At 65.4% G+C, this 21,634-nt stretch carries 13 protein-coding genes; 8 read left to right on the top strand and 5 right to left on the bottom strand.

The genetic code is table 11. The annotated features are described in order from the left end of the window. Positions 1-26 precede the first annotated feature (26 nt). The 4 genes from ACZZZM_RS06350 to ACZZZM_RS06335 all read right to left on the bottom strand — a co-directional run bounded on the left by ACZZZM_RS06350 (position 27) and on the right by ACZZZM_RS06335 (position 5,169). Positions 27-2,660, bottom strand: a complete 2,634-nt coding sequence (locus ACZZZM_RS06350; RefSeq protein WP_463594261.1) for a TonB-dependent receptor — start codon at positions 2,658-2,660, stop codon at positions 27-29. Between the two features lie 186 nt (positions 2,661-2,846). Next, positions 2,847-4,187, bottom strand: a complete 1,341-nt coding sequence (locus ACZZZM_RS06345; RefSeq protein WP_463594260.1) for a sensor histidine kinase — start codon at positions 4,185-4,187, stop codon at positions 2,847-2,849. Continuing rightward, positions 4,184-4,849: a response regulator transcription factor gene (locus tag ACZZZM_RS06340; RefSeq protein ID WP_463594259.1), complete on the bottom strand. Its 666-nt coding sequence runs from the start codon at positions 4,847-4,849 to the stop codon at positions 4,184-4,186. Before ACZZZM_RS06340 ends, ACZZZM_RS06345 begins: the two co-directional genes overlap by 4 nt. Before the next feature lie 5 nt (positions 4,850-4,854). Continuing rightward, positions 4,855-5,169, bottom strand: a complete 315-nt coding sequence (locus ACZZZM_RS06335; RefSeq protein ID WP_463594258.1) for a PepSY domain-containing protein — start codon at positions 5,167-5,169, stop codon at positions 4,855-4,857. Between the two features lie 86 nt (positions 5,170-5,255). Here ACZZZM_RS06335 and ACZZZM_RS06330 point away from each other — a divergent pair, with 86 nt between their 5' ends. The 3 genes from ACZZZM_RS06330 (at position 5,256) to ACZZZM_RS06320 (ending at position 10,606) form a co-directional block, all read left to right on the top strand. Further along, positions 5,256-7,280, top strand: coding sequence for a TonB-dependent receptor plug domain-containing protein (locus ACZZZM_RS06330; protein WP_463594257.1), 2,025 nt, complete (start codon positions 5,256-5,258; stop codon positions 7,278-7,280). Positions 7,281-7,357: 77 nt separating this feature from the next. Then, positions 7,358-8,587: a histidine-type phosphatase gene (locus ACZZZM_RS06325; RefSeq protein ID WP_463594256.1), complete on the top strand. Its 1,230-nt coding sequence runs from the start codon at positions 7,358-7,360 to the stop codon at positions 8,585-8,587. A gap of 39 nt (positions 8,588-8,626) precedes the next feature. Next, positions 8,627-10,606 carry a phytase gene (locus ACZZZM_RS06320; RefSeq protein WP_463594255.1) on the top strand — a complete coding sequence of 660 codons (1,980 nt, stop codon included), beginning with the start codon at positions 8,627-8,629 and terminating at the stop codon, positions 10,604-10,606. 59 nt (positions 10,607-10,665) lie between these two features. Here ACZZZM_RS06320 and ACZZZM_RS06315 read toward each other — a convergent pair whose 3' ends face one another. Beyond that, the gene (locus ACZZZM_RS06315) at positions 10,666-10,860 is read right to left on the bottom strand and encodes a hypothetical protein (protein WP_463594254.1); all 195 of its coding nucleotides are present in this window, start codon (positions 10,858-10,860) and stop codon (positions 10,666-10,668) included. A gap of 386 nt (positions 10,861-11,246) precedes the next feature. Between ACZZZM_RS06315 and ACZZZM_RS06310 the strand changes: the two genes are divergently transcribed. The 5 genes from ACZZZM_RS06310 to ACZZZM_RS06290 all read left to right on the top strand — a co-directional run bounded on the left by ACZZZM_RS06310 (position 11,247) and on the right by ACZZZM_RS06290 (position 21,634). Further along, on the top strand, positions 11,247-12,533 hold the full coding sequence (locus ACZZZM_RS06310; protein ID WP_463594253.1) for a hypothetical protein: 1,287 nt from the start codon (positions 11,247-11,249) through the stop codon (positions 12,531-12,533). Continuing rightward, positions 12,520-13,698 carry a hypothetical protein gene (locus tag ACZZZM_RS06305; protein WP_463594252.1) on the top strand — a complete coding sequence of 393 codons (1,179 nt, stop codon included), beginning with the start codon at positions 12,520-12,522 and terminating at the stop codon, positions 13,696-13,698. The genes ACZZZM_RS06310 and ACZZZM_RS06305 overlap by 14 nt, the downstream gene beginning before the upstream one ends. A 79-nt stretch (positions 13,699-13,777) precedes the next feature. Next, entirely contained in the window at positions 13,778-15,391 is a 1,614-nt protein-coding gene (locus ACZZZM_RS06300; RefSeq protein ID WP_463594251.1) for an exonuclease/endonuclease/phosphatase family protein, read from the top strand. 14 nt (positions 15,392-15,405) lie between these two features. Next, complete coding sequence (locus ACZZZM_RS06295; protein WP_463594250.1) at positions 15,406-20,160, top strand: DUF6603 domain-containing protein; 4,755 nt, start codon at positions 15,406-15,408, stop codon at positions 20,158-20,160. A 13-nt stretch (positions 20,161-20,173) separates the two neighbouring features. Next, complete coding sequence (locus ACZZZM_RS06290; protein ID WP_463594249.1) at positions 20,174-21,634, top strand: hypothetical protein; 1,461 nt, start codon at positions 20,174-20,176, stop codon at positions 21,632-21,634.

Below are 21,634 nucleotides of genomic sequence, written 5' to 3'. Positions count from 1 at the left end.
GGCGCAAACCCCCGGCCCTTTTTGCGTCAGTAAGTGAGCGACAGGCCGACGCGCATCGAGCGGCCATATTTCTCGACTTCGCGGAAGCGCCCGGGGGTCGAGAAGTAATAATAGTCCTGGGCGTCGGTAAGGTTGGTGCCCTCGACAAACACTTCGACATATTTGACCGGGCGATAGCCGATGCGGGCGTCGATCGTCGTGATCTTGCCGAAATAGCCATCCGAATTGCCCGTCACGTCGGCGACGTTGAGCCCGCCATCCGTGTCGAGATAGCCCGCGCGGTATGACAATGCGACGCGCGCCGAGAGGCCATATTTCTCGTAATAAAGCTGCCCGCTGACGATCGTGCTCGCCTGCCCGACCAGCGGCGTCTTGATCGTCCGCCCCGGCACCTTCAGGTCCGAACCCGACAGCGTCAAATTCGCATTCACCCCGAAACCGTCGAGCGGTGAAGGCAGGAAGGTCAGCGGCTTCTGGATCGCGAACTCGATCCCGTGAACCGTCGCTTCGGTGCCGTTGCCGAACGAATTGACCGTGGCATTGGTCACCGCGACCCCGCCGAACGTGCCCGATTGGTTGAGCGCAGTGGTCGCGAAGATCGGGTTCTTGATCTTCTTGTAGAAGGCCGAGACCGAGATGCCGCCTTCGCCTGGGAAGTAATATTCCAGGCCGGCATCCAGGTTGAAGGCGCGCTGCGGCTTCAAGTTCGGATTGCCGATCGTGACCACCGCGGGCGAGCCCTCGATGCTCACCGTCGGCGCCAGATTTACGAAGGGCGGACGCCCGATCGCCGTGGTCACCGCGGCGCGTGCCTGCAGGTTGCGGCTGAACTCGTACTTGGCGTTCAGGCCGGGGAACCAGTCGGTATATTCATAGCTGCCGAACGAATCGAACGCGCTGGTCAGCGTGGTAATGCCCGGGCGGTAGACCACCGCCGCAGTGCGGCCCTCGGTCTTCTCGATGCGGACGCCGGGGATCACCGTCAGCCCACCTGCCTTGATGTTCGCCATCACATAGCCGGCGATCACCTTCTCCTTGACCTGATAATCGGAGGTCTTGGACTGGGCGACCTGGTCGGCATTGACCGTGAACAGCGCCGTGTTGGTGTTGTTGGCGAAGACATAGCCCTGCGCCGATGCGAAGCTGATCGTCGGCCCGAAGGTCAGAGCGCCATCGAAGGTCGTGGCGATCGTCTGGTCGAGGTCCGAGGCAATGGTCCGCAACGCCGCAGCGCTGCCGCCCACCGTGTTGAACGTACGCCCAGTCTGGTCCTGGAAGCGGTCGCGGTTGAGATATTTACCGCCGAGCTTGAAGTAGCTGCCCTCGCCCAGGCCATCGAACGGGATCTTCACGTCGACACGGAACTGGTCGAGCGTCTCGCCCGCGAGGCGCGAGACCTGCTTGTAGTTGTTCAGCCGGTAGCTGGCAGGGTTGAGCGCCGTTGCGTTCGCCGTGAAATTGTCGAGCAGCCCCTCGCCATTGGTAAAGGTCGCACCGAAGGAGCCCGCCCCGGTGAAGGACCGGTATTCCACTTCGTCGCGGATCGGGTCCTTTTTGTTGGATTTGGCGTGGGTATATTCAGCCGATACCTCGACACCGCCGAGATTGAAGTCACCGCCTACCGAATAGGTCTTGGTGTCGGTGATTTCCTGGCGGCTGCGGAGCAAACGGCGCGCCGTGGTGTTGGCGATGGTGCCGCCCGCCGCAGACAGCGACGAATAGTTTGCGGGCGTGTTGGTGGTCGGGAAGAAGAAGCGGAAGCGGTTGCGCTGCTCCTTGTCGCCGAACTGCGAATACATGAAGCGCGCGAACAGCTTCACATCGTCCGAAGGCCGGAAATCGAAATTGGCCACGGCGCCCTTGCGGGTGCGGATTGCGGGATCATAGATGCGCTGATCGAGCTCGACCGGAAGATCGAACCCGCCCACCGTCTGGCGGCCGCCCGAAAGTACGTCCTCCGAATAAGACGGGCGCCGCGAATAGTTCGCCGCCACGACCAGGCCGAACTGGCGGTTGGCGCCAAAGGTGCCGCCAATGGCGATATCACCTTCGCGGCCGGTACGGTCGGTGTCTTCGTAGAAGGCGCCGATGCCGCGTGCGCTGGCGAAGAGGCGCTTCTTGTCGAACGCCGACACCGTATCGATATCAACCTGTCCGGCGATCGCATTGGCGTCGAGATCGGGCGTCAGCGTCTTGATGACGGTAACCGAGCCGATCAGCGCCGAAGGAATGTCGTCGAGCTTGACGTTGCGGTTCTCCGGCTCGGGAGCCGAGGCGGTCTGGCCGTTCAAGGTGACGTTGGCGAGGTTGGGCTCGATGCCGCGGATGATCAGGTAACGGCCTTCGCCCTTGTCGGTCGCCACCGAGACGCCGCTCAGCCGACGGACGGCTTCGGCAACGTTCTGGTCGGGCAGCTTGCCGACGTCATTCGCCGAGACGACTTCGCTGGTGGTGTCTGCGTCGCGCTTCTTGAGCAACGATGCGCGATCCGATGCGCGCTGGCCGGTGACGGTGATCGTCTCGGCCTGCTCGTCCTGCGCATTCGCGCCGGCGCTGTCGTCCTGCGCCATTGCGGGCGCCGCAATCGCCAACGCCAGTGCCCCCGCACTCACGCCGATCAAGCCACGGCCTATTTTGCGACCGCCGAAATTCTTCCTCATGCAATCCTCCCCAAAAACGCGCCGGATGCAGTTTCACCTGCCCCAGTCTCTCAGCGAGACTCGTAATACGAACAAAAATTCCATATTGCAACAAGAATAGAATTTATCTTGCACGCTGAAACGGCACGCATGTTTCACCTGTGCGGCGCCTAGCCCGCACTTGTTACACCATGCTGACAGTCGGAATCAGACCTGGCGCGCGGGCCAGTCGAGCCGCACTTCGAGGCCCCCGAGCGCGCTTTCGGCCAGCGCCAGCGTGCCGCCGGTCGCCTCGGCGAGTTCGCGCGCAATCGCGAGGCCGAGCCCATGCCCGTCCCCCGCCGAATCGATCCGCGCGCCGCGCAACACGGCATCGCCGTGCCGCGCTGCATCGAGCCCGGGGCCGTCATCGCCTACGCTCAGCGTGACGCCTTCGGCGCTGTCGATAATCGCAATGGAGACGCGGCGGTGGGCATGCCGTGCGGCGTTTTCGAGCAGCGGGCCCAGCAGTTCGGCGGCATCGTCGCCCGCCATCGGCAGCAGCGCATCGGGCGATCCCTCGATCGAAAAAGCGATCCGCTCGCCCGCCTCGGTCGCCTCGATCACTTGCACCAGCCGTTCGGCGAGCGGCAGCGCAGGCGTTGCGCGGCCTTCATTCTGGACCAGCCCGATCCGCGTGCGGGCGAGTTCGCCGTCCACGGCGCCACGCACCGCAGCAATCGCCGCATCGAGGCCATCAGCGGCTTCGGTCGCACCCGCCTCTCGCGCACGCGCGCTCTGCGCGGCCAGCGCGGCAAGCGGCGTCTTCAGGCCGTGCGCCAGGTCCGCCGCCCGCCGCCGCGCGCGCGAGACGTCAGCCTCGCGCGTATCGGCAAGCGCGTCGATCGCCTGGGTCAGGGGCAGCAATTCGCGCGGGTAGGCTTCGGCCAGCCGCGCCGACGCGTCGCGCCGCAGCCGCCGCACTTCGCCTTCGACATTGGCGAGCGGACGCAGCCCCAAACTCACCTGCACCCAGGCCGCCACTGCCAGCACGAGCCACAGGATCACGAGGAACAACGCCATCTCGCGCCCGAACTCGCGCTGCGCGGGCGCCAGACGCGCGAGATCGTAACCCAGCCGCACCGTCACTGCCGGCTGCCCCGGTTCGAGCCGCACTTGCCGCTCGACCAGCAACAGCCTTTGCCCGAACGGTCCCGCCGCCCTGCGGTCCGCCCATTCGTCCGCCGCCACGGCCGCAGCCGGCAGCTTCGAATCCCATAGCGAGCGCGAGCGCAACTGCCCCTTCGCCCCATCGACTTGCCAATAAATCCCGCTCGCCGGAACCCCGAAGCGCGGATCGGCGGGCTCCTCCTCCAGCGCCGGCACGCCGCCTGCGGCGCTCAGCCCGGCGAGGAGCGGCACTGCCTGTGCCGTCAATTCGTCCTGCACCCGCCGTTCGATATGCCGGTCGAACACCCAATTCATCGCGCCCCAGGCGATCGCCAGCGCCACTGCCGTCGCCACCGCCGCCCCGGCAAGCAGCCGCAGCCGGAGCGAATCGAGTATCACGCCGCGCTCGCCGGCAGCAGATATCCAAAGCCCCGCCGCGTCTCGATCGTCTCCGCCCCCAGCTTCCGCCGCAGCCGAGCGACCAGCGCCTCGATGGCATTGGCGTCGCTCGAATCCGCTACGCCATATAGATGCTCGGCAAGCTCGCCCGCGGGCACGGCGCGCTCGGGATTGTGCGCGAGATAATCGATCAGGCGAAACTCCAGCGGCGAGAGCCGGACCGGCGCGCCGTTGAGCGTCGCAGTCATCCGGTGCGTATCGATCGCGACCTTGCCCACCCGCAGCGTAGACGAACTCCGCCCCGCCGCCCGGCGCACCAGCCCGCGCACGCGCGCGACCAGCTCGCCCATTTCCCATGGCTTGGCGAGATAATCGTCGGCTCCGGCCTCGATCCCGGTGACCTTGTCGGTCCAGTCGCTGCGTGCGGAGAGGATCAGCACAGGAAAGGTTCGCCCCGCCTCTCGCCAGCGCCGGATTACCGAAAGCCCGTCAAGCCGCGGCAGGCCGAGATCGACTATTGCGACGTCATATCCCTCGACATCCCCATCGAACCAGGCCTGTTGCCCGTCACTGGCATGATCCACGGCAAAGCCAGCCGCGCCCAATGCGCGGACCAGTTCGGCCGCGACCACGGGATCGTCCTCCACCACCAGCGCGCGCATGTGCGTCAGTCGTCCTCGATCTTGAGCAGCTTACCCGTGCGGGCATTGACTTCGACTTCCCGCACCCGCCCGTTCTGCGCAAGGATCTTCACTTCATATTTGAAGCCGAACGATTCGCGCTCGAGCTTCACCTTGAGCACATCGCCGGGCACGATTCCCGTGGCGATTTCGAGCACGCGCGCAATCGAGAGAATTTCGCCGCGGGCAAGCGCTTCGCTGGCCGCCTTCTGATCGGCGCGCTCCCGGGCCTTCTTGTCCTGGGCGACGGCCGGCGACGCAATCAGGGCAGTGGCGGAGAGCAGAGTGAGGAATGCTTTCATGGCTGCTTCCATGCACGGGGGCCGCTGACAATTGCCTGACGCTCGCCGTCGGCTTCCTGTCAGTTTGTTCAGGTTAGGCCAGCGGCATGATCCGCTCCACCCTTTTGCTGACCCTTGCCGCAACGCTCGCCACGCCTGCTGTTGCGCAGACGGCGAGCCAGGATTTGCTCGTCTTTCCCGCGAGTTTCTTCGCAGAGGCGCAGCCCGCGACCGCCTACGATATGGTGCTGCGCGTTCCCGGCTTTGCCTTCGATGCCGGCGATTCGGATGTGCGCGGGCTCGCCGGCTCGGGCGGCAATGTGCTGATCGATGGCCGCCGCCCTGCCGCCAAGGGTGACACTTTGGATGCGATCCTCAAGCGCATCCCCGCCGGCGCCGTGCTCCGCATCGAATTGATCCGCGGCGGCGCGAACGGCGTGGACATGCAGGGCGTCCCGATGCTCGCCAATGTTGTGCGGCGGCAGGAAAGCGCCGTCCGCGGCCAGATCGAGGCGAGCTTCGCGCACTATGGCGATAGCCGCACTGCGCCCGCAATTCGCGCCAATGTCTCGCGGCGGCGCGGCGATACGCAGAGCGAGGCCGCACTCTATCTCTACCGCAGCATAGACGACGAAAAGGGCCGCGGCCCCCGCACCCGCACTAATGCCGACAGGTCGCTTCGCGAACGCGCGCTCTATGACGAGCATGACGGCTTTCGCGGCGTGGAGCTTTCCGCTGGGCACGAGCAGGCGCTTGCCGGTGGCCGCGTCCAGCTCACAGCGAGCTTCAAGCGCGCCCGCGAACGCGCCGATACCGATCTCCGCTTCCTCGCGCCCACGCCCGGCCTCGAACGCGTGATCGAGCTCGAGACCGAACAGAATGCCGAGATCGGGCTCGGCTGGTCACGCGCATTGGGCGCACGCTGGTCGCTGGAGGTGACCGGCCTCCAGCGCTTCACGCGCGAAGACGCCAGCGAGAATTCGGACGACGGCTCCGACATCCAGGCCGTCGTGGCCAATGCCCGCGGTGGCGAAAGCATCGTGCGCGCCTTGCTGCGCTGGCAGCGCTCCGACGCGCTCAGCCTGGAGGGCGGCGCGGAGGCCGCGTATAACTATCTCGACAGCCACTCGGCGCTCGCTGTCAACGGCGCGGCGGTCGCGCTCCCCGCCGCCAATGTGCGGGTCGCCGAGCGCCGCGCTGAGGGGTTCGCCACGGCATTGTGGCGTCCGGCGCATGCATTGTCGGTCGAGGCTGGCCTGCGCGTCGAAACCTCCCGGCTGGTCCAGACGGGTGACTCCAGCCTCACCAAAGCATTTGTCTTCGCCAAGCCGCGGCTTGCACTGGGCTGGCAGATGGGCCCGCGCACCCAGTGGCGCGCGCGGATCGAGCGCGATGCCTCGCAGCTCGATTTCGGCGATTTCGTCAGCTCCACGTCGCTCACCTCCAGCACGATCACTGCCGGCAATGTGGATCTGGAACCGCAACGCGTGTGGAGCGCCTCGCTCGCCTGGGAGCGCCGCTTCGGCCAGGAAGGCGCGCTGGTGCTCACGGCGCGCCGCGAATGGATTTCGCATACGGTGGATCGCGTGGGCGTGTTCGGCCCCGGCTTCGCTTTCGATGCCCCGGGCAATATCGGCAGCGGCGCCAAGGCCAAAATCGAAGCGAGCCTGAGCCTGCCGCTGGGCCGGCTCGGGATCGCGGGCGGACTGATCAAGCTCGATGCCGGCTATCGCTGGACTTCGGTGATCGACCCGACCACCGGCGCGCGGCGGCCGATCTCGGGCGAGCAGCCGGTCGATGGCGCAATCCACTTCACGCAGGACCGGCCTACGATGGGATTTCGCTGGGGCGCCGATCTGGTCTTGGCCGAAACCGACACCGAATACCGTTTCAACGAAGTGCGCCGCAGCCATATCGGCGCGCGGCTGTCGGTCTTTGCCGAATACCGACCGCTCGCGCACTGGACGCTGCGGGTCTTTGCCGAGAACATCACCGGGCGCGCAGTCCGCCGTGACCGCTTCATTTATTCCGGTGCGCGATCGAGCCAGCCGTTGCGCTATTCCGAAGCCCGTATCCTTGCCACCCGCCCGCTGATCGGGCTGCTTCTTCGCCGCGATTTCGGCGGCAAATAGGTAGAATATATATTCTGCTTATGGTATAGATTAGAAAATAGATTGCACCGTGTGACGGTACGACATTCTGGGAGACGATGATGAAGTTCGCAACCGCCACAGCCGTGCTCCTCGCATCGGCCTTCGCGCCGCACGTCGCGGCGCAGCCCGCCGCGCCCGCGCCGCTCAAGCTCGAGCGCGTGGTGATGATGATGCGCCACGGCATCCGCCCACCTACCAAGTCCGCGCCCGTCCCCGCCAATATCTCGCGCGAGACCTGGCCGAGCTGGCCCGTCGATTTCGGGCTGCTTACGCCGCGCGGCGCGTCGGGCGTCAAGCTGCTGGGCGAAGCGGATCGCGCTTATTATGCCGCCCGCGGTCTCTTCCAGCGCGGCTGCCCCGCCGCCGGAGCGGTAATGCTCAAGGCCAGCAGCAAGCAGCGCGCAATCCGTACTGCCGAAAGCTGGGGCCAGGGCTTCATGCCCGGCTGCGCAGTTGCCGTTTCGCACCCGGAAGAAAACGGCCCCGATCCGATCTTCCACGGTCTCGACGATGCCCCGGCCTGGTTCGACGGCCACGCCGCGCACCGTGCGTCTCTCGCGGGCGCTCCCAAGGGCGGGCTTGCCGCCGACATGCGCCTCTACCGCGCCGATCTGCTGCTGCTGGCGAAGGTGCTGAACTGCCGGCTTCCCGCCTGCCCGCTGCTCCGCGAGCCGACCGAGCTGGTCGCCTCCGCGCACGACCGCCCCGAACTCGAAGGCCCCGCCGATATCGGCTCGACCGCGAGCCAGACCTTCCTGCTCGAATATCTCGAAGGCATGCCGATGAAGCAAGTCGGCTGGGGCCGCATCACCCGCGCGCAGATCGAGCAGCTTCTTCGCTTCCATCCGCTCAAGTTCAAATATTCGAACCGCCCCGATCCCGTCGCCCGCGTCGCCGCCGCGCCGATCGCGCGTGAGATCCTTGCTGCGTTCGAGGGTCGCGGCGGACCCAAGCTCACCTTGCTCGGCGGGCACGACACCAACATCGCCGATCTCGGCGGCTTCATGCGGGTGCACTGGAAGGTGCCGAGCTATCCCGCCGACGACGTGCCCCCCGGCAGCGCGCTCGGCTTCGAACTGCTCCGCGATGCCAAGGGCGCGCGCTTCGTCCGCGCTTTCTATCGCGCGCAAACGATGGACCAATTACGCTACCAGCGCCGCCTGGCCGGCAAGGAAGCCCCCTTCCGTCAATATCTGCCCCTGCCCGGCTGCGGCAATTCGGTCGCGGCGCGCGGCTGCACATTCCCCGCCTTCGCCCGGATGGTGCGCGCTCGCGCGCTTCCCTGATCCCGGTCGCACGCCCAAAGATATATTCGGAGAATTAGAATGACCTTCAAGTTCGGCTGCTCGCTCGCTGCCCTGGCCGCATGCCTTTCCTCGCCCGCTCTTGCACAGCAGGCCGCGCCTATCGCGGCAAGCGCCGAGACCGATCCCACCCAAGGCCCCGGCATGGACTCGCCGGTGCTGTATCGCGGCATGATCTTCGGCGCGGCCGAGGGCGGGGGCATCGAGATCTACGACACGAGCGGCAAGCGGCGCACCACCGCCCGTGTTGGCGACATCCGCTCGCTCGATCTTCGCGCCGGCGCCGCTCCCGGCGGTGCCGCGCTGCTCGCGGCGCTCGACGGCAATGCCAACGCCGCCAAGCTGTTCGCCGTCGGCGATGATGGCGCGCTCACGCCGCTTACCTTCAATGCCCCGGCGCCCGGCATGACCGTCGCCGGCCTGTGCCTCTCGCGCAGCCACCGCGATTCCTCGCTCTATCTCTTCCTGGTCGGCGACGAGGGCGGCATCGCGCAATACACGCTTTCGTCCGACGCCACCGGCGCCTTTACCGCGCGCCTCGCCCGACGCTTCTCGCAGGCGTCCGAGACCGGCTATTGCGCCGCCGACGATCGCGGCTCGGTCTATATCTCGCAGGAAGTCGTCGGAATCTGGCGCTTCGCCGTCGAACCCGAGGCCGAGATCGTGCCGGCGCTAGTCGACACCGTCCGCCTCGGCCATATTACCGAGGAAGCCAAGGGTGTCGCGATTGCCCCTGACGGCCGACTGATCGTCTCCGATGCCTCCGCCAACCGCCTCAACCTCTACGATCCCGAAGCGGATATGGCCTATCTCGGCTCGGTCACCATTGCGGCGGGCGCCGCTGACCCGGTCACCGATCCAGGCGGCCTCGCCGTCGCAGGCGGCACGCTCGTCGTGGCGGATGACGACAATTCGCCCGATGCCGCGAACCTCAAGCTCGTCCCCTGGGAGGCCGTATTGGCTTCGGCCAAGCTCGCCCCCCGGCCCGCGCCAGCCGCGCCGCCGCGCATCGCCACCGTCCAGCCGACCGTCGAAACCGTGCCCGTCGAAACCGGCGGCGACGCGGCAGATGATCCCGCGATCTGGGTCCACCCCACCGATCCCTCGCAAAGCGTGATCATCGCGACGCAGAAGCAATCAGGCCTCTATGTCTACGACATGGCCGGCAAGCCGCTCCAGTTCCTCCCCGACGGGCGGATGAACAATCTCGATTTGCGCAACGATTTCCAGCTCGGGGGCAAGAAGGTTACCCTCGTCACGGCCAGCGACCGTACCCATCGCAGCATTGCGATCTACGCGCTCGATCCCGCCACGCGCCGCCTCACCAATGTCGCCGATGGCGTTCAGGCCACCGGTCTCGATGATCCTTACGGCCTGTGCATGTACCGCAGCGCCAAATCGCGGAAGACCTTTGTCTTCATCAACCAGGGCGACGGCAAGATGCGCCAATGGGAGTTGGCCGCCACGCCCGCAGGCAAGGTTCGCGCCAAGCTGGTCCGCGATTTGCCCTTTGCCAGCCAGGTCGAAGGCTGCGTCGCCGACGACGATACCGGCATGCTCTATGTCGGCGAAGAGGATGTCGGGCTGTGGCGCCAGGGTGCCGAACCGACGGGCGGCCGCGCCCGCGAGATGTTCGCCGCGGTAAAGGACAATCCCGCGCTGAAGGACGACATGGAGGGGATCGGCCTGGTCCGTCTCGGCGGCGGCCGCGGCTACCTCGTCGTCTCGAGCCAGGGCAATGATAGCTATGCAGTCTTCCGCCGCGAGGGCAACAACGCCTATGTCGGCTCCTTCGCGATCGGCGCAAACGCGGCGCTCGGGATCGACGGTGTTTCGGAAACCGACGGCCTCGACGTCACCAACATGAGCGCCGGCCCCGGCTTCGAAGGCGGGCTGATGGTCGCGCAGGACGGCCGCAATGTCTCCCCGCCCGAAAACCAGAACTTCAAGCTGGTCCCATGGGCAGCGGTGGCCGATGCGCTCAAGCTAGACCGGCGGTAACGCCCGCGATTGGCCGGTTGGTTGAGTGGACTGGCCGGCAGGCTGAGCCGGTCCACTGATCAGTCGGTCGTGGCGTTCGGGTTTTCCGGGCCCTCATAGCTCTTGTTGCTCTGTCCGCCGTCGAAGGTCTCGTCGCTCTTGTGGTGCGGATAGGCGCCGCCCTGACTCTCGCCTTTGCCGGGCGGAGTGCTCGCGCCGTCCGGGGCTTTCGGGGCGCCGTCCCCATCCGCCTGCATTGGCTGCTTGTCGGTCATGTTGATCTCCTCAAGTCTCAAACACGCCGCTTGGTGTGGTCGTTCCGGAAGTCGAGCGCCCTAGGGCTTGCTCGATGAACCAAGCTATGTGCGCGGGCACGATCAGAGCCAAGACACATCCAAACATTCACAAAGATGAATATCAGATCATTTTGGACGAATGTTCGACCAAATTGGCTATTGTTTAGTCATATTTGAGTCTTTGATTCCAAATATCCGGTAGTTGACTCCAAATAATTTGGAGAATAACAAATCTATATTAGGCGACCAGAGCGATTCTCTAGTCCAGTTCCAGATATTACGATGTGTTCGCGAGAGGATTCTGCGCCATGAGGACGGCTGCAAATCTGGCTTCTGCACCTTATCGGCCGCTTGCCGATGAGTTCTTGAAAAAATGCGAACTTCAGGGCGCCGATATCGACAATATATCCGATTCCGAAGTGCAGACGCACTTCATTCTCATTCCCAGCCTCGCGGAATTCCAGCCGCATTTTGGCTCCAGCGCACAAGATCGGCACATCCGGGCAACATCGTTCTTTCATCCGGCAATCGATGTTCGCGCGCGATTGGGCCAGGGACTGCACGATCGCGGCGAAGCATCGGTGTTCGCCGAATATGATCTGAGCGCCGACGATCGCGAAGCCCTCGACGTCCACCTTCCGCTCCATGCCAAGGTGGTCAGCGTCGCGCACAAGCGGATCGAGGCGGGCGAGACCTGGGACGTCAGCGTCCGGGGCGATGCCTGGGACATCGATGACGACATGGAGGAGCTTTACGTCATCCTCAATGTCGGAACGCTCGAGCTGGCGCCAGGCGCGCGGCTGATCGTGCGCGGTAACGTCTTGGTGATGGTCTGCCAGGAGCTGATCGTCCACGAGCCCCGCGCGCCATATCAGATCGGCATCCTGCCGACGCCGCATTCGGTCGATTATGGCGATGGGCCGATGGACGGGCCGGATGGCAGCCTCGGGCGCAGCGGGACCGCGGGGCAGAACGGTCGGGCGCTCGATGTCGAGGAGACCTTTATCGGCCCGCGCTGCTGCGAGCCGCTGCGGCCCGAAGTGCTGAGTGGAAGCGCAGGCACGCCCGGCGAGCCGGGCAGCCGCGGCGAGCACGGCCGCAACGGCGGCATGTGCAAGCTCGCCGAGATTTCCATCCGCGAGCTGACCGGCGCGATGACGGTCTTCGCGCAGGCAGGGTCCGGCGGCAACGGCGGCTCGGGCGGTGCGGGTGGCGCTGGCGGCGATGGCGGCGATGGAGTTGCCGGCCCCTGGCTGGTCGGCGGCAAGGTCGCGGACGGCACCGGTGGCGCGGGTGGTTCCGGCGCCGACGGCGGCAATGGCGGTGCGGCGGGGAGCGGCGGCATCGCCTCCAATATCTATGTCTCGGTGCCAGCCGAGGCGCGAGACCGGGTCGCGGGCCAATCACTCGCGTCGGTGCCGGGCGAGCCAGGCTGCGGCGGGAGCGGCGGCCTGGGTGGGCGCGCGGGCGCTGCGCATCCGGGCGCGCCTCGCGGCGTGGCCGGCCAGGCAGGGCGCAACGGCGCCCGGGGCCGCGCACGGCCAGCGCCACGAATTTTCGTCAACGAAGTGCCGGTGTCGGGAGCGGGTGTCGCGGGGCCGACGGAATTGAACACGCATCACGAGGAGGGTATGAACTATGAACGCCTTTGAACAACGCGCCGCTGCCTTGGGCATTTCGGCGCAAAGCGGCTTTGCCGGCATGTTGACCGTCCAGTCGCTCGACAAGCTTTCCGAGATCCTCAACATTTCGGGCAGCGCGCCGACTTATGCCGACCTCTCCGGCGGCCAGAGCCCCGGACCGCAGGCCGATCATGTCCTGGCGGTCGGCGACGCAGTTGCGCGCGGCGTCTATGACAGCGAGCCGCTGTCGGACTCGGATCGCGAGCTGGCCGACTCCGCATTCCCGATGCGCGTTTTCGTCGTCTCCCAGCCCGACAAGACGATCAACAGCCAGTGGAATTTGAACCAGGAATCCACAGACGGCCCGGTGATCGTGTCGCTGGGCACGCTTACCATCCAGGATGGCGGCTATATCACCATCTCCAACCGCACGCTGGATTTCACCGTCGACACGCTGGTCCGTCAGGGCACTGCGCCGCCGCCTAATAGCATGGGTATTTTCAACGTGCTCGGGACCGACGGCACCGCGGGCGACAACGGCACGACTCCGACCCCGCCGGGCCAGGCTGGCAGCGGCAATCCGGGCAATTGCAGCTCGGCAGGCATTGCCGGCGACGCGGGCGGAAACGGCACCCCAGGCAGCACCGGCGGCAATGGCGGCAACGGCAATCCCGGCAAGCCTGGCAAGCCCTCGCTCCCGGCCACGATCCGCATCACCACCGCAGTCCAGAGCTCGGTGCCGATCCCGGTGCTGACACGCTCGGGCAATGGCGGCGTCGGCGGTAATGGCGGGACCGGCGCAAAGGGTGGCCAGGGCGGCAATGGCGGCAACGGCGCCAGCTGCGGCTGCACCGGCAGCGCCGGCGGCTCGGGCGCGCAGGGGGGCACGGGCGGCAATGGCGGCAATGGCGGCCAGGGGGGCAGCCCGGTGAACGGAACCGGCAGCATCTCGGTCTTCGTGCCGGCGGCCTCGGCTAGCCAGTTCATGCAGGTCAAGCTGGATGCCCAGCCGGGCGGCGGCGGCAGCGGCGGTTCGGGCGGAGCCGGCGGCGGCGGCGGCTCGGCGGGTTCGGGCGGCAAGCACAATAGCGGCGGCTCGTCAGGGGGCTCAGGCGGCCAAGGCAATTCGGGCGCGGCGGGCGCGGCAGGCTCGGGCGTGGGCACGCCCGTGGATATCCTGATCCAGCCGGTCTGACCGTCCACAACGCGGTAGAGCCCGCCGGCGCCCCAGGCGCCGGCGGGCTCTACCGCCGCCTTCCAGGCTGGGGCCGCTTATGAAGACGCTCAAGATCGTTAGCTGGAACCTGCGAACGTTCGGCGATCCGCTTCCGACCGATGGGGCGATGGACGAGATCGCCTCGATCCTCGTCAACGTGCTCGGCGCGGACATCGTGGTCATCCAGGAGGTTCAGGCGGGCACTGACGTCACGCCGGACTTTGGCTGTCCGGTGAGCCCGTCCGTCGTCCTGGGGCTGCAAAACCTGCTGGCAAAGCTTCAGGGGCTCGAACCCGCGGCCAACTGGCGAATGGTCTGCTCGCCGGTCAACAATTCCAAAGCCGCGAAATCGATGCGCGATGCCTATGCCTATTTCTGGAAGCAGACCCCCAGCGGATCGCTGCTGTCGCACGATGATGCGCCGCTGCAGATCGCGCTGCTGCAGAGCCCGGAGATATTGAGCATCCCCGGTCCCAACGAAAGCACCTTTCCCGGGCGCCGCCCTGGCTCCGCCGTGTTCGAAGTCACCAGCGAGGCCAATGCCTCACCGATCCCGATCAATATCGTTGCGATCCACGCCGCCACCCCCTGCAACACGGTCGGCAAGACCCAATCCACCAAGGGAGTCAGCTCCGGCAGCGCCATTTTCGCGCTCGCCCAGCTCAGCGATATCGGCGGCACCTATCGGACCTCCAACGGCTTTACCTACACATGGCATGACGGAGAACCACTGCCCGAGATCGACACGATTTTCCTCGGCGACTGCAATTACGCAATGGACGCGTCGGGCGCGGCCGACGTCTATCGCAATCTGACGACCAATTATGAGGCGTGCGTCAGCACCCTGCTCAAGAGCGTCAAGACGACCTACAGCGCCGACCCCAGCAAGCCGTTTGGCTCGGTCAGCTCATATGACAACATCTTCGCCCTGAAAGCGCATGGCGATTTCAAGCCGGCACTGACCTTCGACGGCGATTCCGGCTCGTACGACTTCATTCTGGATTGGGCCGAGAAGCTCGGCGGCGCGGCGGAGATCCAATATTTCCCCACCGAGACCGCCTGGTACGTCTGTTACAAGCAGGGCTATCGCGGCCAGAACGCCCTGCCGGGGATCAGCGATCACTTGCCCGTCTGGGCCAGCTTCAACCTCGACGAAAAAAAGATGGGCAGCGTCGCGATCCGCGAGACCAGCGGCGCAGACAATAACTGCCTGTTCCATGCCACGTTCGGCGAAGCGAACAATCTGGACGTCTATGTCGATGCCCAGGCTCCCCAGCGGCGCATATGGCTAGCCAACCGGCTCCAGAGCGTTTTCGGCACCGTCGATTTCGCGCGCTACCGGCAGAACATCCTGGCCTCGATGATCAACGAATTTCAGACCGTGCCGAACTGGCTGAGCATCGCCCAGAATCTGCTCGCCAATCCGAATTTCAACCCCGTGCAGCTGAACGAGTGGACCTCAATGGTCATCACCTACCTGCAAGGCATCCGCCGCGGCCGGATGCTCTACGTCCATGAGGCGGAGATGCTCGCGATGTTCGCAGGCGTCACGATCAACCTCTGGCACGTCGCAGGCGGCACCTATCAAACGCTCGTGCTGAACCCGGGGCAGACCGAAACGAAGAGCATCTATCATTTCGGCCTGCACTTCTTCCGCTACGACCCCAACTGACGGGTGGACATGCTATGAGCCTGCAACAGCTCGAACAGACGCTCAAAGCGGCACCCGCGCCGCTGACGCTCACCGGCACCCTGCTGGGCTCCACGGCGCTCGGCGACCTCATCACGCTGCTCGACGCGGACGGCAAGCTCGTCATCGCCAGCGCCACCGATCCCGTGCTTTCCGGAGACGGAAACACGCTGACCGTGAGCGGCGCGACCGATATCGGCTCGGTAAAGGCCGCCTCGATCGCTGTCAGCTTTACCGAGCCCGGCGGTACGCTCCAGATGGAAGCCGTGATCACCCTGCCCGATGGCACCGCGCTCACTGCGCTGTTTCCGCCGCAGGGAAATGCGACGCTGGCTGCGGTCAAGCTCGACGGCGGCAAGCTGATCCTGTCGTCGCTGCCTTATGCCGATTCCGGGACCAGCCGCACGCTGGCGCCGGGCCTCTCGCTGACCGCCACCGTCGCGCCGGTCGCGATCCTGCCCTATCTCCAGGCGGTACTGCCGAGCACGACCACATTGGCGCTGGCCGGCCCGATCACCGATGCCACCCTGCCGCTGTTCGACATGACCACGGTCACGGCGAATGCTAGCCTGATGGGCGTGCCGTTGCCCCAGCTATGGCTGGAATTCGCCTCGGTGAACCTCGCCGCGCCAGGCACCGATCCGGTCGCCACGGCGCGGGCGACGCTGCATGCCGGCATGACGATCGGCGGCGTCACCGGCACTGCCAGCGCCAATCTGCCCGACGCGGGAACCGCGCTCACGATCGCGACGCGTTTCGACGATCTGACGCTGACCAGCTTCGAGGATCTCGTCGTCTTCATCGGCGGGGTCGATCCGTTCAAGGCGCTGCCGCAGCCGATCCAGGACCAGATGAAGAAGGTCACCGACTCGTTCGCGCTGACCAGTATCGACTTGCAGCTCGACACCGCCAAGCTGGCCTTCCCGGCAGTCAGCCTGGGCGTAACCGTAGACCTTAGCGGCTATGAGATCTTCCACCTCATTCCCGACCTCTCGGTCGACAAGCTCGACCTCAAGCTGACCGTTCAGAATGTCGGCGGCAAGACCATCGTCACTTATGGCGCGGCGGCCACGATCGCGATCGACAATTACCACGTCAGCCTGGGTTTCCAGACCATGGGGACCGGCGCCTATCAGCTGTCGGTCGCGCAGGCGCCCGGCGACGTGCTGCACCTGAGCGACGTGCTCACGACCTTCGTGCCCGCACTCACCGGCTTTCCAGAGTTCGACGTCCAGACCTTTGGCCTGTCGATCCTGCCCGATACCAGCCAATACAGCTTCAACGCAGTCATCATCTCGAACTGGCCGGTACTGCCGGTGCCGCTGATCACGCTGACCGAGATCGATGTCGGTGCAATGTACGATCCCGCGCTGACCCCGACGACGTCGGGCGGCATCACCGGCATCTTCACGATGGCGGTGGACGACAATCCGGACGACGACATCGTCATCACGCTGGCGGCGATCAAGCCGCCGTCCGCGAAGGGATGGATGCTTTCGGGGGACACCGGGCCCGGCCAGGTAATCCCGATCGGCAACCTCATCACCGCCATCGTCAAGCAGTTCGACACGACTGCGGTGGTGCCGCAATTCCTTGCCGGGCTTGGCGTCGAGAATCTGAGCCTGCAGTTCAACACCGAAGAGAAGTCGTTCCACTTCAGCACCGAAATACTGATGCCCTTCGCCGAGGACGTGACGCTGACGCTGATCGTCTCGCTCGACGTCGTTCCGCTATCGCCGGGGCCGGGCTACCAGACCACGTTCCGCGGCACGATCCAGATCTCGCAATATCAGTTCGACATCGTCTTCGATGACCAGACGGGCAAGAGCGATACGCTGATCGCCGCCTATCAGCCCGGCTCCGGATCGCGGCAAACGGTCTCGCTGAAGCAGCTGATCGCGGGCATTTCGCCGAGCATGGCGGCGGATATCCCGCTCGACATCTCGATCGACCTCCACGACGTGAAGTTCGTCTTCTACAAGGATCCGAAGGCCAACCGCATGGCCTTCGGCCTCGACGTCGGCATTCCGATCGACTTGTCGAACATCCCGATCGTCGGCAGCAAGCTTCCCGCCGATTTCACCCTTGCCGTCACCAACCTCCAGGGCGTCTATTCGACCGCGGGATTTAACAAGGACGATATTGGCACCGTCAATGGGTTGTTGCCGTCAGGCGTGGTGCCCTTTCCGAAGGAGGGCCTGGGCCAGGGCGTAAATGTCACCGCGGATGTGCGCGTGGGGAGCTGGACCCAGCATTTCCAGCTCGCGGGCAACCCGCCCAAGAGCGCGACCCCGACACCGACGCCCAGCATCACGACCACTGCGCCTGCGCCCTCGCCCAGCCCCACGCCATCGGGCACGCCAACGCCTACACCCGCGCCGACGCCCACCAACGTCACCGGCGACAGCGCGTACAAGTGGATCAATATCAACAAGCAGATCGGCATCTTCCAGTTCGACCGGATCGGCGCGGGCTATATCGACAACCGGCTGACGCTGGCGATGGACGCGGGCGTGACGATCGGCCCCATCAGCTTTTCGATGATCGGGCTTTCGGTGGGGAGCCCGCTCGACAAGTTCGCGCCGGTCTTCGGGCTCAACGGGCTTGGTCTCAGCTTCTCCAAGCCACCGATCCGGATCGCCGGCGGCTTCCTCAAGGTCAAGGATGAGACCGGCACGAGCTATTACGGCCAGGTCGTCGTCCAGGTCTCCAAGATCGGCTTCTCGGCACTGGGCGGATGGAGCCCCGATGCCGATCCGGCCTCGTTCTTCCTCTACGCCAACGTCAATATCCCGCTCGGCGGCCCGCCCTATCTGCAACTCAAGGCGATCGCCGGCGGCATCGGCATCAACCGCAGGCTGATCCTGCCGACGATCGAGCAGCTCCCCGGCTATATCCTGCTGCCCAACAATGCGCCGCCTGCTGCGGGGAGCCCGGTCTCGACGGTGCAGACCGTGCTGCCGCAGCTCGAAAAGTATTTCGTCAACAAACCCGGCGAATATTGGGTCGCGGCGGGGATCGCGTTCAGTTCGTTCGAGATGATCGAGGCCTTCGCGCTCGTCACCGTCTCGTTCGGCGTCGAGTTCCAGCTCGGCATCCTCGGCAGCTGCGCGATGTCGATCCCTACCCAGGGGATCACGCCGGTCGCCTATATCGAGGCAGACCTGGTCGCGAGCTTCGCGCCGTCGAGCGGGCTGATCTCGTTCGAAGGGGTGCTCTCGCCGCAATCCTATGTCTTTGGCGGCTTCATCAAGATCCAGGGCGGGTTCGCTTTGTGCCTGTGGTTCTCGGGCGAAAATGCCGGCGATTTCGTAGTGACCGTGGGTGGCTATTACCCTTCGTTCAACAAGCCGGCCAATTATCCGATGGTGCCGCGGATCAAGATCGGCTTTGCACTGGGGCCGGTGAGCGTCAGCGGCTCTGCCTATTTCGCGCTGACGCCGGCGATGCTGATGGCCGGCATTTCGATGAACGCGGTGTTCGACGCCGGGCCGATCCGCGCCTGGTTCGATGCGTCGATCGACTTGCTCTTCGCCTGGTCGCCCTTTGCCTATAAGGCGGACAGCTACGTCACGATCGGCGTTTCGCTCGATCTGGGCCTGTTCACGCTCAAGCTCCAGGCGGGTGCCGACCTCTATATCTGGGGTCCGGATTTCGGCGGCAAGGCCGATGTCGATCTGGACGTCGTCTCCTTCTCCTTCACCTTCGGATCGGCCGCCACGGCGCCGCAGCCGGTCGGCTGGTCGGGCTTCCAGCAGAGCTTCCTGCCCCCCGACAGCCCTGCGCCAACGCCAGCGCCGACGCCGCAGATGAAGCTCGCGGCGAGCCCCAAACAGGCCAAGGCAGTCGCGCTCGATGCTGAGCCGCCCGCTGCACCGCCCGCCGCCACGACCAATATCGTCAAGGTGACGGTCAAGACCGGCTTGGTCAGCTCCGCGGTCCCCGGCTTCGACGCGATCATCACGCCCAACGGCTTCGAGATCGACATCGCCTCAACCGTTCCCGCCAACGACGCGACTTGGCAGCAGCCGGATGCCGTCTTCACGCTCAACAACAACGTCAAAGACTGGCAGGTCGCCGACCCGATCCCCGGCCAGCCTTTCCTGACGCTGCCTGCCAAAACAGAGACTTTCAGCACTACCCAGGTCTGGAACCCCGATCTCGACGTTGCGCCGATGGGCAAGAAGGGCATCACTTCGACGCTCGCCATCTCGCTGCTCAAGCATAATGATGCGGGCTTTACGGACCCGATCACCGACATCACCGTCGCACCCGTACTGCTCCCGTCGAATACGGCGATGTGGAAGGTGCAGGACGTCTCGACCGATCCCAACGTGCCTGCCCTGCTTCCCGCGACATTGGTCGGGCTGGTGATGTCGCCGGTGCCGCGCAAGCCGAACAAGGTCAGCTCGGTGCCGATGATCGAGCTGCTGTTCACCCAGGGCAACAATACCGGCTTTGCCTATGCCGCCGCGGGCGTCGTGCCCGGCTTCGGCATCACGTCCACGCCCGACCCTCAGGAGGATCTGACCATCACCATCACCGGTGCGCATGCCGCGACGCTGCCGAACGAAGAGTATCACCTGGCGGCGCTGATCGATCCCTGGGTCGCCAGCCAGCGCAGCGCGGTAGCCGCCGATCTCGTCGCGGCAGGCTTCGGCACGGTGGCGCCGGGCGACATCGATCTGACCATCATGGCCACCCGCAAGGCAATGACCGACTGGCCGCTCGTGCGCCAGCTCGGCGCCTGAGAGGAGCGAAGCGATGAGCGACACCGGCACCGCCAATCCGCTTCTCAACGAAGTGGTCACCTTCATCCAGAACGACATTCCCGGCTTCGAGGCCGGCACCTACAAATTGCAGCTGACCCAGACTTTGGTCGACGGCGCCGATGGCGGCGGCACGATCAACGAGGACCCGATCGCGCTCGATTACAAATTCGCGGTGTCGGGCGATCGCTTTGCCTTCGCCCAGCCCGATAGCGCGGTGTTCGCGGTATTCCCGCCCGACACGGCAAGCGGCGCCTGGGACACGGTGTTCCCCCATGCGGTGTTCCCGCTTTCCAACCTTCCGTGGATCCGCAGCCCGACCAAGACGCATCCCGAGCCCGATGCGGTCGGCGATATCCCGACCTGGCTTTATGTGCTGCTGCTCGACGATGACGACGCCAAGGCGGGCAATTTCTCGCTCGATCCGGCGACGGGAGTGATCGGCGACCTGTTCCCGGCCTCGGTCTATGCGCAGAGCACGCTTAAATCCGTCGCCTCCTATTTCTCGGACGGCGGTGATGCTTCGGCGCTCGAGCCCGGCCAGGCGATGGACAGCCCGATCCAGTATCTGGACGTGCCGCTATCGCTGTTCTGGCAAGTGGCGCCGACGCTCGCCGATCTGGGACTGATGGCACATGTCCGCGAAGTCAGTTTCCTCCAGAAGCCGACCATTCCCTCGGTCACCGACGTCGGCCAGCCCGAGGGGAGCTTCTCGATCGTGTTCGGCAATCGCCTGCCACAGGACGGCGCGAACACGCGCTGCTACCTTGTTTCGCTGGAGGCGCTCGAGGATTACCTGCCGACTTCGCCCGATGGCGGCGCACCTAAGTCGGGGCAGGACGGATCGCAATTGCTGCGTCTGGCAGTGCTGCGAAGCTGGCGCTTCCGCACCACCGGCCAGCCGGCGAGCTTCGTCGATGCGCTGCTGGCGCTCAACCAAAGCGATGCAGGGCCTTCGGGCGAGAAGCGCACCGTGCTGCAACTGCCCTATGCCGGACAGAACGCCGCGCTCCAGGCCGGGTTCGAGATGGGCTATGTGCCGCTCGACACGGTGATGCGCACCGGTGAGGATACGCTCTCCTGGTATCGCGGGCCGCTCGCGCCCTATGCCAATGCCGTGGTGCCGCCGGACCTGCCGGTGACTTCGCCCGACGCTGCTTTGATCTTCGATCCGACCACGGGCATGTTCGACATGTCCTACGGCACCGCCTGGACGATCGGACGGATGGTGGCGCTGCAGGACCAGAGCTTTTCGGCACCGCTTTATGCCTGGAAGCAGGGGTTGCACCAGAAGCTGCTCGCCAGCGTCTCGGCCGGGATCCTTGCCCAGCGGCTTACCGCGCTCGCGGCGACGCCGCTGCCGCTCCATGTCTCGGCGCGCATGCCCGAGCTCGACACCGCCAGCTTCGAAAGCGCGCATCATTTGATCCTGCACGCGCTCGCCGGGAGGGACTGA

This window comes from Sphingomonas sp. AC522, assembly GCF_979258125.1.
This window is presented reverse-complemented; position numbering and strand designations above follow the sequence as displayed.

What these genes read in the sequence shown, in the direction of transcription:
- ACZZZM_RS06350 (WP_463594261.1), bottom strand. Translation starts at nt 2,660, where the DNA reads ATGAGGAAGAATTTCGGCGGTCGCAAAATAGGCCGTGGCTTGATCGGC.
- ACZZZM_RS06340 (WP_463594259.1), bottom strand. Translation starts at nt 4,849, where the DNA reads ATGCGCGCGCTGGTGGTGGAGGACGATCCCGTGGTCGCGGCCGAACTG.
- ACZZZM_RS06335 (WP_463594258.1), bottom strand. Translation starts at nt 5,169, where the DNA reads ATGAAAGCATTCCTCACTCTGCTCTCCGCCACTGCCCTGATTGCGTCG.
- ACZZZM_RS06330 (WP_463594257.1), top strand. Translation starts at nt 5,256, where the DNA reads ATGATCCGCTCCACCCTTTTGCTGACCCTTGCCGCAACGCTCGCCACG.
- ACZZZM_RS06325 (WP_463594256.1), top strand. Translation starts at nt 7,358, where the DNA reads ATGATGAAGTTCGCAACCGCCACAGCCGTGCTCCTCGCATCGGCCTTC.
- ACZZZM_RS06320 (WP_463594255.1), top strand. Translation starts at nt 8,627, where the DNA reads ATGACCTTCAAGTTCGGCTGCTCGCTCGCTGCCCTGGCCGCATGCCTT.
- ACZZZM_RS06315 (WP_463594254.1), bottom strand. Translation starts at nt 10,860, where the DNA reads ATGACCGACAAGCAGCCAATGCAGGCGGATGGGGACGGCGCCCCGAAA.
- ACZZZM_RS06305 (WP_463594252.1), top strand. Translation starts at nt 12,520, where the DNA reads ATGAACGCCTTTGAACAACGCGCCGCTGCCTTGGGCATTTCGGCGCAA.
- ACZZZM_RS06300 (WP_463594251.1), top strand. Translation starts at nt 13,778, where the DNA reads ATGAAGACGCTCAAGATCGTTAGCTGGAACCTGCGAACGTTCGGCGAT.
- ACZZZM_RS06295 (WP_463594250.1), top strand. Translation starts at nt 15,406, where the DNA reads ATGAGCCTGCAACAGCTCGAACAGACGCTCAAAGCGGCACCCGCGCCG.
- ACZZZM_RS06290 (WP_463594249.1), top strand. Translation starts at nt 20,174, where the DNA reads ATGAGCGACACCGGCACCGCCAATCCGCTTCTCAACGAAGTGGTCACC.